Source organism: Microbacterium sp. ANT_H45B, from assembly GCF_008369345.1.
Lineage (GTDB): Bacteria > Actinomycetota > Actinomycetes > Actinomycetales > Microbacteriaceae > Microbacterium.
This window is the reverse complement of the sequence record NZ_VOBK01000002.1, coordinates 101,179-114,333: the sequence shown is the minus strand read 5'-3', so window position 1 is coordinate 114,333 and position 13,155 is coordinate 101,179. Positions and strand designations below refer to the sequence as shown.

Sequence of the window (13,155 nt, the reverse complement as noted above, 5' to 3'; positions counted from 1 at the left end):
CTTCGACCGGCCCGCGCTCAGCGCCCCAGCAGCTGCCGTTTCGAGCTGATCACGCCCGTGTCGAAGCCTGCCAGGTGCAGTCCCCCGTGGAACCGCGCGTGCTCGATCTTGATGCAGCGATCCATCACCACGGAGAGTCCTGCCGCCTCGGCGAGAGCCGCGGCCTCCTCGTGCCATGACCCCAGCTGCAGCCACAGCGTCTGCGCTCCGAGATCGATCGCCTCCTGGGCGACGCCGGGAAGGTCGTCATGCCGACGGAACACGTCGACGATGTCGGGGACGACCGGGAGGTCGGCGAGAGAGGCGTACACGGGCTGTCCGAGGATCGACGACTCCCGCGGGTTCACGAGGTACACGTCGTACGCGGTGCTCGAGAGCAGGTAGGTGGCGACGAAGTACGACGCACGGGCCGGGTTGTTCGAGGCGCCGACGATCGCGACGGACTTCGCTCGTCGGAGGATGCCGAATCGCTGCTGCTGGCTCGGCCCTTCCCATGTGCGTCCCTGGTGCAGAGGGGCACCCCCGGGCAGCGCGCACGCGGCCGCATCCTGAGGCGCGGGGAGGGCGCAGGCGTCTGCTGCCGCGATGTGACTCTCGCTCATCGATCCGTTCCCGTCGCCGTGGTGAGTGCCTGGTCCAGGTCCCAGATGATGTCGTCCGCGTCTTCGAGGCCCACCGAGATCCGGATGAGGTCGGGGCGTACTCCGGCCGCCTCGAGCTGCGACTCCGTGAGCTGACGGTGAGTGGTGGATGCCGGGTGGATGACGAGCGTGCGGGCATCGCCGATGTTCGCGAGGTGCGACGCCAGCTGGAGGTTCTCGATCAGCGTCTCCCCCGCCGCGCGACCGTCGTCGGCCTTCACCCCGAAGGCGAACACCGACCCCGGCCCGAGCGGCAGGTACTTCGCGGCGCGCTCGTGGTGCGGATGCCCCTCGAGCCCGGCCCACGTCACGTACTCCACGCGGGGGTCAGACGCCAGCCAGTCCGCGACGATGCGCGCGTTCGCGAGGTGGGCATCGATGCGCTGCGGAAGTGTCTCGACGCCCTGCAAGAGGTTGAAGGCGGACTGCGGGCTGAGCGCCGGCCCGATGTCGCGCAGTTGCTCGGTGCGGAGCTTGGTGAGGAACCCGTACTCGCCGAAGTTGTCCCACCATGTGATCCCGCCGTACGACTCGACGGGCTCGGTCATCTGAGGGAAGCGTCCGTTGCCCCAGTCGAAGGTGCCCTTCTCGATCACCACGCCGCCGAGAGTGGTGCCATGTCCGCCGAGGAACTTCGTGACCGAGTGGATGACGATGTCGGCGCCGTGCTCGAGCGGACGAGCGAGATACGGGGTCGCCAGCGTCGCGTCGACCACGAGCGGAACACCGGCGGCATGCGCGACCTCGGCCAACCCCTCGATGTCGGCGATCTCACCGGACGGATTGCCGATCATCTCGACGTAGACGACCTTGGTCTCGGGTCGGATCGCGGCGGCGTAGTCGGCCGGATCGGTGGAGGCGACGAAGGTGGTCTGGACGCCGAATCGGCGCAGCGTCACATCCAGCTGGGTCACGGTGCCTCCGTACAGCTGCGCCGAGGCGACAACGTGGTCACCGGCCCCCACGAGTGCGGCGAACGTGATGAACTCGGCGCTCATGCCCGAGGCGGTCGCGACGGCGCCGATCCCGCCCTCGAGCGACGCCAGTCGCTCCTCGAGCGCGGCGACGGTGGGGTTGCCGATGCGCGAGTAGATGTTGCCGTACTTCTGCAGCGCGAAGAGATTGCCGGCATCCGTCGCGTCCTCGAACACGAACGACGTCGTCTGGTAGATCGGCACGGCGCGGGCACCCGTCGCGGCATCCGGTGTGCCGCCGGCATGGAGAGCTCTCGTGCGGAACCCGAAGCGGTGTTCTTGCGTCATCATGTCCTCAGTTCGGCGGTCTCGAGCACGGCGGCGATGTCGTCGACGGCCCAGGGGTTCTGCAACGACGTCGTGTCGCCCAGCGGTGCGGGCGTGCGACCGGCACGGCGATCCTGCTCGGCCTCCCACAGCTGTGCGAGCAGGCGTCGCATGATCTTGCCGGAGCGGGTCTTCGGCAGATCGGGCACCACGACGATGTGCCTCGGCTTGGCGACCGGTCCGATCGCGGTGGCGACCTGAGCGCGCAGCTGCGACGTCGACACGTCCGCGCGTCCTGACGCGGTGACGAACGCGACGACGGCCTGCCCGGTGACGGGATCGGCGACACCTGCGGTGCCGGCCTCCCCCACCGTGTCGTGGGCCACGAGCGCCGATTCGATCTCGATCGTCGAGAGCCTGTGGCCGGACACGTTCACCACGTCGTCCAGGCGTCCGAGGATCCAGATGTAGCCGTCGGCATCGCGCGTCGCCCCATCACCGGCGACGTAGTATCCGCCGTGCTCGCCGTGTCCGGCGTAGGCCGACCAGTACGCATCACGGTATCGCTGGGGGTTGCCCCACACCGTCCGTGCCATCCCTGGCCAAGGACGCCGCACCACGAGCGTTCCGGATCGCCCCGGTGCGACCTCATCGCCGTTCACATCGACCACCGTCGCGTCGATGCCGGGCAGCGGCACGGAGGCGGAGCCGGGCTTGAGCGTCGTCACTCCCGGCAGCGGCGCGATCATCGCGGCTCCGGTCTCGGACTGCCACCAGGTGTCCACCACCGGGAGTTCGTCGCGCCCGAAGTTGCGACGGAACCAGATCCACGCCTCGGGATTGATGGCTTCCCCGACCGTTCCGAGCAGACGCAGCGTCGACAGGTCATGCCCGCTCGGCAGCTCTGCACCGAACCACGTCATGAACGTGCGGATGAGCGTGGGGGCGGTGTAGTAGACGGTCACGCCGTAGCGTTCGATGATCTCGAGGTGGCGCTCGCGATCCGGGGTGTCCGGCGTCCCCTCGTAGATGACCTGCGTCAGTCCGTTCGAGAGCGGGCCGTATATCTCGTACGTGTGGGCGGTCACCCACGCGAGATCCGCCGTGCACCAGTGGACGTCGTCGGGTTTCGCGTCGAAATGCGCCCAGTGCGCCCAGCTCGCGTGAGTGAGGTACCCGCCCGAGGTGTGCACCAGCCCCTTCGGCTTCCCCGTGGTGCCGGACGTGTAGATGATGAAGAGCGGATGCTCGGCATCGAAAGCCTGAGGAACATGCTCGGACGAGGCGGTGTCGACCACGTCGTGCCACCAGACGTCGCGTCCCTCGGTCCAGGGGACATCCTGCCCGGTGCGCCGCAGCACCAGGACGTGCTCGAGGTCGGGAAGATCCGCGGCAGCGACGTCCGCCGTCGACTTGACCTCGGTGGCCGTGCCGCGACGGAACTGTCCGTCGCTCGTCACGAGCAGCGCGGCTCCCGTGTCCGCGAGGCGGAACCGCACGGCCTCGGCGGAGAAACCGCCGAACACGAGCGAGTGCACGGCGCCGACGCGCGCGCATGCCAGGGTGATCACGACCGTCTCGATCAGCACCGGGAGGTAGATCACCACCCGATCGCCGGGCCGGATGCCGAGAGCGATGAGCGCGTTGGCCGCGCGCGACACCCTGTCCTGGAGGTCGGAGTACGTCACCGCGACGCGGTCGCCCGGCTCCCCCTCGAAATGCAGGGCGACCTTGTCGCCGCGGCCCGCGTCGACATGGCGGTCGACGCAGTTGTAGGCGACGTTCAGACGTCCGCCGACGAACCACCGGGCGGCGGGAACGGCATCCCCCACAGGCGGGTCCCATTCGTGGGCCGTGTGCCAGGGCTCGGCCCAGTCGAGCCGCTCGGCCGCCTGCTCCCAGAAGAGGGTCGGATCGGACGCCGCCCGGGCGTACGCCTCGGCGGTCACATTCGCGGCCGCCGCGACGCCGGCGGGAGCAGGGTACGTGCGGGTCTCGTGCAGGCGTGCTTCCGTCACGTCACACCCACCGTCGGAGGAGGTACTTCTCGACGAGCACGAGGAGAGCGTTGGTGATCGTTCCGAGCAACGCGAGCAGCACGATCGACAGGATGATCCTGTCGACGCGTCCGCTGTTCTGCGAGTCGGTGAGCAGGAATCCGAGTCCCATCGACGAGGCGATCAGCTCGGCGGCGACGAGGAACAGCCAGGCCTGCGCGAGTGCCAGTCGGAGACCGGCGACCACCGAGGGGACGACGGCCGGCAGCTGGACGGTGCGGAACAGAGACCAGCCGCGGAGGCTGAACGAGCGCCCCGCCTCGACGAGCTGGGGATCGACGTGCCGGAGGGCCGAGGCGACGGTCGTGTAGACCGGGAAGAACGCGCCGATGGCGATCAGCGTCACCTTGGACTCCTCGCCGATCTGCATCCAGAGGATCAGGAGCGGGACCCAGGCCAGCGACGGGACCGCACGGACCGCCGAGAGCGTGGGGCTGAGCAGCACGTCGCCGATCTTCGAGAGCCCGACGATTCCCGCGATCGCGAGTCCGATCACCGATCCGATCGCGAAACCGAGCAGCACGCGCTGCACCGAGATCGCGATGTGGGTGCCCAGCACCCCGCGTTCCGCGAGCTCGACGCCCGCCGAGAACACGGAGCCGGGCGACGGGAGCAGGTAGGGGGCGACGAGACCGCTCGTCGTCACCACCTGCCAGGCGACGACGATCAGGGCGGGCAGCAGGAACCCGCCGATGACGCGCACCGCAGGACGGTCCCACGCATGCCGTGCGCCCACCTCAGGGCGTCGCCGGACTCCGCGAGCGGCGTCGAGAGCATCCTGCGCGTCCGCGGGCACCACCACGCGCTGGTCGGGGAGGATCACTCGCCCCCGACCGCCTTCTCCGCGAACGTGGCGTTGACGATCGAGTCGAGCGCCTTGTCGACGGAGTCCTTGCCGCCCTGCACGTCGCCGGAGTCGACGAGCACCGGGGCGATCTTCTCGAGGACCGCGATCTGGTCGTCTCCCGGGATGCCGCTCACATCGAGGTTGGAGCGCTCGGTGATGACGGTCTTCGCGACCTCGGGATCGATGCCGGCGATCTCGGCGAGCAGCGACGCCGTCTCGTCGGGGTTCTCGAGAGCCCACTCGCGCGCCTGCTCGTACGCGTCGACCACGGCCTGAGCGAGATCGGCGTGGTTCTCGATGAAGTCCTCGGTCGCATTGAGGAACCCGTAGGTGTTGAAGTCGACGTTGCGGTAGATCAGCCGGTCGCCCGACTCGACCTCGGCCGCGGCCATGATGGGGTCGAGCCCCGCCCAGGCGTCGACGGATCCGCCGTCGAGAGCGGCGCGGCCGTCGGCGTGCTGGAGGTTCTGCACCTCGACGTCATCGATCGAGAGGCCCGCCTCTTCGAGTGACTGCAGCAGGAAGAAGTAGGGGTCGGTCCCCTTGGTCGCCGCCACGGACGTGCCGGCGAGGTCCTCGACCGACGTGATGTCGCTGTCGGGGCCGACGACGATCGCCGACCACTCGGGCTGCGAGAAGATGTCGATGACCTGGATGGGCGACCCGTTGGAGCGGGCCAGCAGCGCCGCGGAGCCCGCAGTGGATCCCACGTCGATGGAGCCGGAGCGCAGCAGTTCGTTCGCCTTGTTGGAGCCGGCCGACTGGACCCACTCGACGTCGACGTCGTCGCCCAGGATCTCCTCGAGGATCCCCTGGTCGCGGATCACGAGGCTCAGCGGGTTGTACGTGGCGAAGTCGATCGACAGCGTGTCGGACGACCACTCGCCGGAGGCGGCGGCGTCGCCTTCCGAGGCGTCGGATGCGGTGGAGTTCTCCCCCGCCACGCAGCCGGTGGCGACGAGCATCATCGTTCCGGCGACGGCGATCGCGGGGATGATTCTGCGGGTGACGGTGCTCATCGGTTCTCCTCGGGTGCGGTGCGGTGATGGGTGTCGACGCCGAGTCCTTCGAGGAGCTCGGCGCGGAGGTTCGCGAGACCGTGATCGGCCCGGTCGCGGGGTCGGATCCCCGGCACGCTCAGGGTGCGCGCGATGGAGGCCGCGTCGGTCTCCGCGTCGCCGCCGAGGGTGCGCAGCAGCAGCACCCGATCGGCGAGGTAGAGGGCCTCCTCGACGTCATGTGTGACGAGGAGGATCGTGGTCGGCTCGGCGGCATGGATCTTGAGCAGCAGATCGTGCATCCGCAGCCGTGTGAGCGCGTCCAGCGCCCCGAACGGCTCGTCGAGGAGCAGCACACCGGGATTGCGCGCGAGCGCGCGGGCGAGCGAGGCGCGCTGCGCCATGCCGCCGGACACCTCGCGCGGCCGCTGGTCGGCCGCCTGCTCGAGACCGACCAGGTCGAGCAGCTCGCGCACGCGTTCGCGCCCTTCGCGTCGCGCTGTGCCGCGGGGAAGCCCGAGCTCGACGTTCTGGGCGATCGTTCGCCATGGCAGGAGCCGGGGTTCCTGGAAGGCGATCGCGGTGCGCTCGTCGACGTCGGCGACGTCGGTGTCCGCGAGGAGGATGCTGCCGCTCGTCGGTGCGTCCAGCCCGCCGACCAGACGCAGAAGAGTGGACTTTCCGCATCCCGAGGGACCGACGATCGCGACGATCTCGCCGGCCGCGACCTCGACGTCGACCCCGCGCAGAACCTCGCGCCGACCACGGGCCACGGGGAAGCTCCGCTCCACACCGTGCAGGCGCACGGGCTGAGCGGTACCGGCGATCGCCGGGACGCGTGCCGTGGAGGGCGCGGAGAGCAGGGAAGTCATATCCCCATGCTGTCCAACTCGCAGAAATGTGACGAATGCCGACGTAATGTGCGGTCACGGAGCACGGGTAACAGGCGGAGACGCGGAACGGGCCGCCATCCCGAAGGATGACGGCCCGTTCCAGAGCGTGATGCTTAAGCGTTGCCGCCCGACAGCTTCTCGCGGAGCGCCGCGAGGGCCTCGTCGTCTGCCAGCGTGCCCGCGCCTGCGGCCTCGCTCGAGAAGACCTGGCCACCGAAGTCGTCGCCAGCGGCTGCCTCGGCCTCGGCTGCCTTGGCAACCTGAGCCTTGTGGGCCTCCCAACGGGACTGGGCTGCAGCGTACTCCTGCTCCCATGCCTCGCGCTGGGTGTCGAAGCCTTCCTTCCACGCACCGGTCTCGGGGTCGAAGCCCTCCGGGTACTTGTACTCGCCGGCCTCGTCGTACTCGGCGAGCATGCCGTACAGAGCCGGGTCGAACTCGGTGCCGTTGACGTCGACGGCCTCGTTCGCCTGCTTCAGCGAGAGAGAGATGCGGCGACGCTCGAGGTCGATGTCGATGACCTTGACGAAGACCTCTTCGCCGACCGACACGACCTGCTCGGCCAGCTCGACGTGCTTGCTGGAGAGCTCGGAGATGTGGACGAGGCCCTCGATGCCGTCAGCGACGCGAACGAATGCGCCGAACGGAACGAGCTTGGTGACCTTACCCGGCGTGACCTGACCGATCGCGTGGGTGCGGGCGAAGACCTGCCACGGGTCTTCCTGCGTCGCCTTGAGCGACAGGGAGACGCGCTCGCGGTCGAGGTCGACCTCGAGGATCTCGACGGTGACCTCCTGGCCGACCTCGACGACCTCGGAGGCGTGCTCGATGTGCTTCCAGGACAGCTCGGAGACGTGCACGAGGCCGTCCACGCCGCCCAGGTCGACGAACGCACCGAAGTTGACGATCGACGACACGACACCCTTGCGGACCTGACCCTTGTGGAGGTTGTTCAGGAACGTGGTGCGCGACTCCGACTGCGTCTGCTCCAGCAGCGCGCGGCGGCTGAGGACGACGTTGTTGCGGTTCTTGTCGAGCTCGAGGATCTTGGCCTCGATCTCCTGGCCGAGGTACGGCGTGAGGTCGCGGACACGGCGCAGCTCGATGAGCGAGGCCGGGAGGAAGCCACGGAGGCCGATGTCGACGATGAGTCCACCCTTGACGACCTCGATGACCGTACCGGTGACGACGCCGTCGTTCTCCTTGATCTTCTCGACGTCTCCCCAGGCACGCTCGTACTGAGCACGCTTCTTGGAGAGGATCAGACGGCCTTCCTTGTCCTCCTTCTGGAGAACCAGGGCCTCGACCTCGTCGCCGACCTTGACGACCTCGTTCGGGTCGACGTCGTGCTTGATCGAGAGCTCGCGCGAGGGGATGACGCCCTCGGTCTTGTATCCGACGTCGAGCAGAACCTCATCGCGGTCGATCTTGACGATCGTGCCTTCGATGATGTCGCCGTCGTTGAAGAACTTCAGGGTCTTCTCGACCGCGGCCAGGAAGTCCTCAGCAGATCCGATGTCGTTGATGGCGACCTGCTTGGTGGCCGGGGCGGTCGTTGCGGTAGTCATGTAGTGGGTTGTCCTTGTGAATGGAGACTCGGGCTGAAGGCTCCGGCCGCGCACGGCCGACTGCGAGCTCTGCAGCGATGGTGTGGGTTTCTGCCACCCGGGCATGCACAGGCACGCCACGAGTGACAGTCAAGGCTATCAGATCCGAGGACTCTTTGACGGACGCGATGTCGCGGCGCGGAGTGCGCTGACAGACTGTGTGCATGCCTCGCGCCGACAAGCTGCTCCTGCTCGACACCGCCAGCCTCTACTTCCGCGCTTTCTACGGTGTCCCCGACAAGGTGACGGCGCCCGACGGCTCCCCCATCAACGCCGTACGAGGGCTGCTCGACATCGTCGCGAAGCTGGTCACGCTGTACGAGCCCACCCATGTGGTGGCCTGCTGGGACGACGACTGGCGTCCTCAGTGGCGGGTCGATCTGATCCCGAGCTACAAGTCGCACCGTGTCGTGGAGGTCGTTCCGGCCGGCCCTGACGTCGAGGAGGTGCCCGATCCGCTCGAGGCGCAGATACCTCTGATCCGCGAGACCCTCGGGCTGCTCCGCATCCCGATCATCGGCGTCGCCGAGCATGAGGCCGACGATGTGATCGGCACGCTTGCCACGCACGCCACGATGCCCGTGGACATCGTCACCGGAGACAGGGACCTGTTCCAGCTGGTCGACGACGAGAGAGATGTGCGGGTCATCTACACCGCTCGCGGCATGAGCAACCTCGAGATCGTGACGGATGCCGTCGTGGTGGCGAAGTACGGCGTGCTCCCCTCGCAGTACGCGGACTTCGCCACGATGCGCGGCGACGCCTCCGACGGCCTTCCGGGTGTGACCGGAGTCGGAGAGAAGACGGCGGCGACGCTGCTGCAGGCTCACGCCGACCTCGTCGGCATCCGAGCGGCCGCCGCAGCCGGAGAAGGGATGAGCGCGGGCGTCCGCGCGAAGATCCTGGCCGCGACGGACTACCTCGACGTCGCACCCACGGTGGTCGCCGTCGCCTCCGATCTCGATATCGAGGCGCCCGGCGATGCGCTCCGCCCCCTCGACCCCGCCGAGGTCGACGCCGCGACGGCCGTCGCAGACAGGTGGAACCTGGGGTCGTCGATGACGCGGGCGATCACGGCGATCGCGGGCATCGACGGCCAGGGCTGACCGCGCGTCACCGCGCCCAGGCGAGCAGCCGCTCCAGCCCCCACGTCGTGACGATGCGCGCGGCGGGCACGCCCGCCCGCTCGGCACGCTCCGCGCCGTGATCGAGCAGCGAGAGCTGGCCGGGCGCATGCGCATCGGAGTCGATCGAGAAGAGGCAGCCGGCCTCCAGGGCGATCGCGATCAGCTCATCCGGCGGATCCTGGCGCTCCGGACGTGAGTTGATCTCGACGGCGACGCCGTTCTCGGCACAGGCGGCGAACACCGCCTCGGCGTCGAACTGCGACTCCGGGCGGGTCCCGCGCTCGCCCTGGACGAGGCGCCCGGTGCAGTGACCGAGGACGTTGACGCGCGGATGCGCCACGGCGGCGAGCATGCGCGCCGTCATCGGCCGCCTGTCCATCCGCAGCTTCGAGTGGACCGACGCCACCACGATGTCCAGTTCGTTCAGCAGCTGCTCCTCCTGATCGAGGGCGCCGTCGTCGAGGATGTCGACCTCGATGCCCGCCAGCAGGGTGAAGCCGTCGCCGGACTCGGCCCGCACGAGCGGCATCTGCTCCCGCAGGCGCTCGGACGAGAGCCCGCGGGCGACGCGCAGGCGCGGCGAGTGATCGGTGATCGCCTGATACTCGTGCCCCAGCGCTCGCGCGGCAGCGGCCATCACCGGGATCGGCGTCGTGCCGTCCGACCAGTCCGTGTGGGCGTGCAGATCTCCTCGGAGACGTGCTCGCAGCGCCGATCTGCGCTCGGGCTCGACCTCTCCCCGCAGCTCGATGAGATAGTCCGGGACCTCGCCGCCCTGGGCCTGCCGGATCACGCCGAACGTCGACTCGCCTATCCCCTTCGCGGCACGGAGCCGCGTGGGATCGGCGCGGACGTCGTCCGGAAGCTGCTGCAGAGCCGCAGCCGCCACCCTGAACGCCTTCGCCCGATACCTCGACGCGCGCTCGCGCTCGAGCAGCGACGCGATCTCGAGCAGTGCTGCGACGGGATCCATCCGGGACCTATGCCGAGGCCAGCTCGCGACTCACGCCGATCCACTGGTCGAGCTTCGCGAGAGCGCGGCCGTCGTCGATCGCCTGTGCGGCGCGCTCGTACCCCTCGCGCAGACGCTCCAGGATGGGTCGCTGCACCTGGGCGGCGTCCTGCGACAGCTCGAAGGCGACGATGCCGGCCGCCGCGTTGAGCAGCACGATGTCGCGCACGGGCCCGGCCTCCCCCTCGAGGGTGCGCCGGAGGATCGCGGCGTTGTGGTCAGGGGTGCCTCCGATCAGATCGGAGAGGTCGGCGACCGGGATGCCGAGGTCTCGGGGGTCGAGGTCGTGCTCGTGGATGTCACCGCGCGTGACCTCCCAGATGCGGCTGTGGCCGGTCGTCGTGAGCTCGTCGAGACCGTCGTCGCCGCGGAAGACCAGGGCCGTGGCTCCTCGGGTGCGGAAGACGCCGGTGATCAGCGGGACGCGCTCGAGCTGCGCGACACCGACGGCGTTGGCCTCTGCTCGGGCGGGGTTGCAGAGCGGTCCGAGCATGTTGAACACCGTGGGCACGCCGAGTTCGGCGCGGACCTTCGCCGCGTGCTTGAACCCCGGATGGAAGGCGCCGGCCCAGGCGAAGGTGATCCCCGTGCGATCGAGGATCGACGACACGGCGGCCGGATCGAGAGTGAGTTCGAGTCCGAGGGCGCTCAGCACGTCGGACGAGCCGGAGGACGAGCTGGCGGCCCGGTTGCCGTGCTTGACGACCGGTACCCCCGTCGCTCCGATGATCACGGCGGCGGTCGTCGAGACGTTGACGGTGCCGACGCGGTCGCCGCCGGTTCCGACGATGTCGAGGACGTCCGGCGACACGGGCAGGGGCACGGCGGCTTCGAGGATGGCGTCGCGGAACCCGACGATCTCGTCGATCGTCTCGCCCTTGGCGCGCAGCGCGACGAGGAACCCCGCGAGCTGCGCCTCGGTCACGTCTCCGCGCATGATCTGGCGCATGGCCCAGGTGGACTCCCAGACGCTGAGGTCTCGGCGCTCCAGGAGGGTGGTGAGCACGTCGGACCAGGTCAGGGAATCAGCCATGTGTGCGATCCTATCGGCGCGGGAAAACGTGCAGACCGTCAGACGGATGACCGGAGACCGCCCCAGAACGCCCTTTTCCGCGGATTCACCGACTATTCGCAGCGATTTCTTAGGGTCGCCTAAGTGCGATGGCAGCGAATCGAAGGGTCCCGGTGCGAGAATCATGCCCCGGGATCGGCCATAATGGAAGGGTGACGACCTCAGCGACGTATGCCCCGGCGGCAAGAACGATCAAGCGCCCCAACCCGGTAGCTGTCGGCACCATTGTGTGGCTCGGCAGCGAGGTGATGTTCTTCGCGGGACTCTTCGCGATCTACTTCACGCTCCGCAGCACCTCCCCCGAGCTCTGGGCCGACCGCACCGAGCTGCTGAACGTGCCGTTCGCCTTCGTGAACACGGCCATCCTGGTGCTCTCGTCTTTCACCTGCCAGATGGGTGTGTTCGCTGCTGAGGATCTGCAGCCGTACAAGCTCGGCAAGGGCCAGAAGAACGGTGCCGGCCGACGCCGCCTGTTCGGCTGGGGCATGGTCGAGTGGTTCTTCCTCACCTTCGCGCTCGGCGCGATCTTCGTCTCCGGCCAGGTGTGGGAGTACGCCACCCTCGTCGCCGAGGGCATGCCCATCAGCGCGGACTCCTACGCCTCCGCGTTCTACCTGACGACCGGCTTCCACGCCCTCCACGTCACCGGCGGACTCATCGCCTTCCTGCTCGTCATCGGACGCGCATACGCCGTCAAGAACTTCCGGCACAAGGAGGCGACCTCCTCGATCGTCGTCTCCTACTACTGGCACTTCGTCGACGTCGTCTGGATCGTGCTGTTCGTCGTTATCTACTTCCTGAAATAAGAGCGGAGCTGATCCCCGAGATGGCACGAGAGAAGAAGCGCCGTTCGAACGGCCGTCGCAGTCCCCTGGCTGCCGCAGCACTCATCGGCGCAGGCCTGATGATCACCGGTGCTGTATACGCCGGGACGTCCGCGGCCTTCGCCGCGACCGACACCCAGACCACCGCATCCAGCACGCTCACCGTCGACGACGGCGAGAAGCTGTTCACGGCGAACTGCGCGACCTGCCACGGCCTCGACCTGCAGGGAACGCCCAACGGGCCCAGCCTGTACGGAGTCGGCGAGCTGGCGGTCGAGTTCCAGATGTCCACCGGACGCATGCCGCTGCAGATGCAGGGCCCGCAGGCTCCGCAGAAGGAGCCGCAGTTCACCGAGGACCAGATCCTCGCGATCTCCTCGTTCGTGCAGGAGTCCGCTCCCGGCCCCACGTTCCCCGAGGACCACCTCCTGGACGGCGGTGGCGACGTCGCGAACGGCGCGGAGCTGTTCCGCGTCAACTGCGCCATGTGCCACAACGTCGCAGCAGCCGGTGGAGCGCTCACCGAGGGCAAGTACGCCCCCGCCCTGACCGAGACCAGCGCGCTGCACATGTACGCGGCCATGGTCACCGGCCCCCAGAACATGCCCGTCTTCGGCGACATGAACCTGTCGGACGAAGACAAGCGCGACATCATCTCGGCACTGCTCTACCAGCAGCAGTCGGTGCAGATCGGCGGGTTCTCGCTCGGTTCGCTCGGCCCCGTCTCCGAGGGCCTGTTCGTCTGGATCTTCGGGATCGGCGCACTCGTCGCGATCACCGTGTGGATCACGGCGAAGTCCAACTGACGCTTAATCATCGAAGAGGAACGTACGAGG

General features: G+C 68.5%; 12 protein-coding genes. 3 read left to right on the top strand and 9 right to left on the bottom strand.

The window, feature by feature from the left end:
• Positions 1 to 17: 17 nt before the first annotated feature.
• From FQ142_RS06840 to rpsA, 7 genes are all read right to left on the bottom strand, one after another.
• Positions 18 to 602, bottom strand: coding sequence for a CoA-binding protein (locus tag FQ142_RS06840; RefSeq protein ID WP_188042339.1), 585 nt, complete (start codon positions 600 to 602; stop codon positions 18 to 20).
• Positions 599 to 1,903 (bottom strand): O-acetylhomoserine aminocarboxypropyltransferase/cysteine synthase family protein, encoded by a 1,305-nt coding sequence (locus FQ142_RS06835; protein WP_149422759.1) that lies wholly within the window; start codon positions 1,901 to 1,903, stop codon positions 599 to 601. Before FQ142_RS06835 ends, FQ142_RS06840 begins: the two co-directional genes overlap by 4 nt.
• Complete coding sequence (gene acs / locus FQ142_RS06830) at positions 1,903 to 3,900, bottom strand: acetate--CoA ligase (protein ID WP_149422758.1); 1,998 nt, start codon at positions 3,898 to 3,900, stop codon at positions 1,903 to 1,905. The genes FQ142_RS06835 and acs overlap by 1 nt, the downstream gene beginning before the upstream one ends.
• 1 nt (position 3,901) lies before the next feature.
• Positions 3,902 to 4,762: an ABC transporter permease gene (locus tag FQ142_RS06825; RefSeq protein WP_149422757.1), complete on the bottom strand. Its 861-nt coding sequence runs from the start codon at positions 4,760 to 4,762 to the stop codon at positions 3,902 to 3,904.
• Positions 4,759 to 5,805: an aliphatic sulfonate ABC transporter substrate-binding protein gene (locus FQ142_RS06820; protein ID WP_149422756.1), complete on the bottom strand. Its 1,047-nt coding sequence runs from the start codon at positions 5,803 to 5,805 to the stop codon at positions 4,759 to 4,761. Before FQ142_RS06820 ends, FQ142_RS06825 begins: the two co-directional genes overlap by 4 nt.
• Entirely contained in the window at positions 5,802 to 6,656 is an 855-nt protein-coding gene (locus FQ142_RS06815) for an ABC transporter ATP-binding protein (protein WP_149422755.1), read from the bottom strand. The genes FQ142_RS06820 and FQ142_RS06815 overlap by 4 nt, the downstream gene beginning before the upstream one ends.
• Positions 6,657 to 6,790: 134 nt before the next feature.
• Positions 6,791 to 8,245, bottom strand: a complete 1,455-nt coding sequence (rpsA, locus tag FQ142_RS06810; RefSeq protein WP_045253758.1) for a 30S ribosomal protein S1 — start codon at positions 8,243 to 8,245, stop codon at positions 6,791 to 6,793.
• A gap of 203 nt (positions 8,246 to 8,448) precedes the next feature.
• Here rpsA and FQ142_RS06805 point away from each other — a divergent pair, with 203 nt between their 5' ends.
• A complete protein-coding gene (locus FQ142_RS06805; RefSeq protein WP_149422754.1) occupies positions 8,449 to 9,390 on the top strand; it encodes a 5'-3' exonuclease in 942 nt (313 codons plus the stop codon).
• Positions 9,391 to 9,397: 7 nt separating this feature from the next.
• On the opposite strand, the gene FQ142_RS06800 is transcribed toward FQ142_RS06805, so the two are convergent.
• Together FQ142_RS06800 and trpD are read right to left on the bottom strand one after the other, a co-directional pair.
• The gene (locus FQ142_RS06800; RefSeq protein WP_149422753.1) at positions 9,398 to 10,384 is read right to left on the bottom strand and encodes a PHP domain-containing protein; all 987 of its coding nucleotides are present in this window, start codon (positions 10,382 to 10,384) and stop codon (positions 9,398 to 9,400) included.
• Positions 10,385 to 10,391: 7 nt separating this feature from the next.
• Positions 10,392 to 11,456, bottom strand: a complete 1,065-nt coding sequence (gene trpD / locus FQ142_RS06795; RefSeq protein WP_056418508.1) for an anthranilate phosphoribosyltransferase — start codon at positions 11,454 to 11,456, stop codon at positions 10,392 to 10,394.
• A 287-nt stretch (positions 11,457 to 11,743) separates the two neighbouring features.
• Here trpD and FQ142_RS06790 point away from each other — a divergent pair, with 287 nt between their 5' ends.
• Positions 11,744 to 12,301 carry a heme-copper oxidase subunit III gene (locus tag FQ142_RS06790; protein ID WP_230109632.1) on the top strand — a complete coding sequence of 186 codons (558 nt, stop codon included), beginning with the start codon at positions 11,744 to 11,746 and terminating at the stop codon, positions 12,299 to 12,301.
• Positions 12,302 to 12,321: 20 nt separating this feature from the next.
• Positions 12,322 to 13,125 (top strand): c-type cytochrome, encoded by an 804-nt coding sequence (locus FQ142_RS06785; RefSeq protein WP_149422752.1) that lies wholly within the window; start codon positions 12,322 to 12,324, stop codon positions 13,123 to 13,125.
• Positions 13,126 to 13,155: the final 30 nt, after the last annotated feature.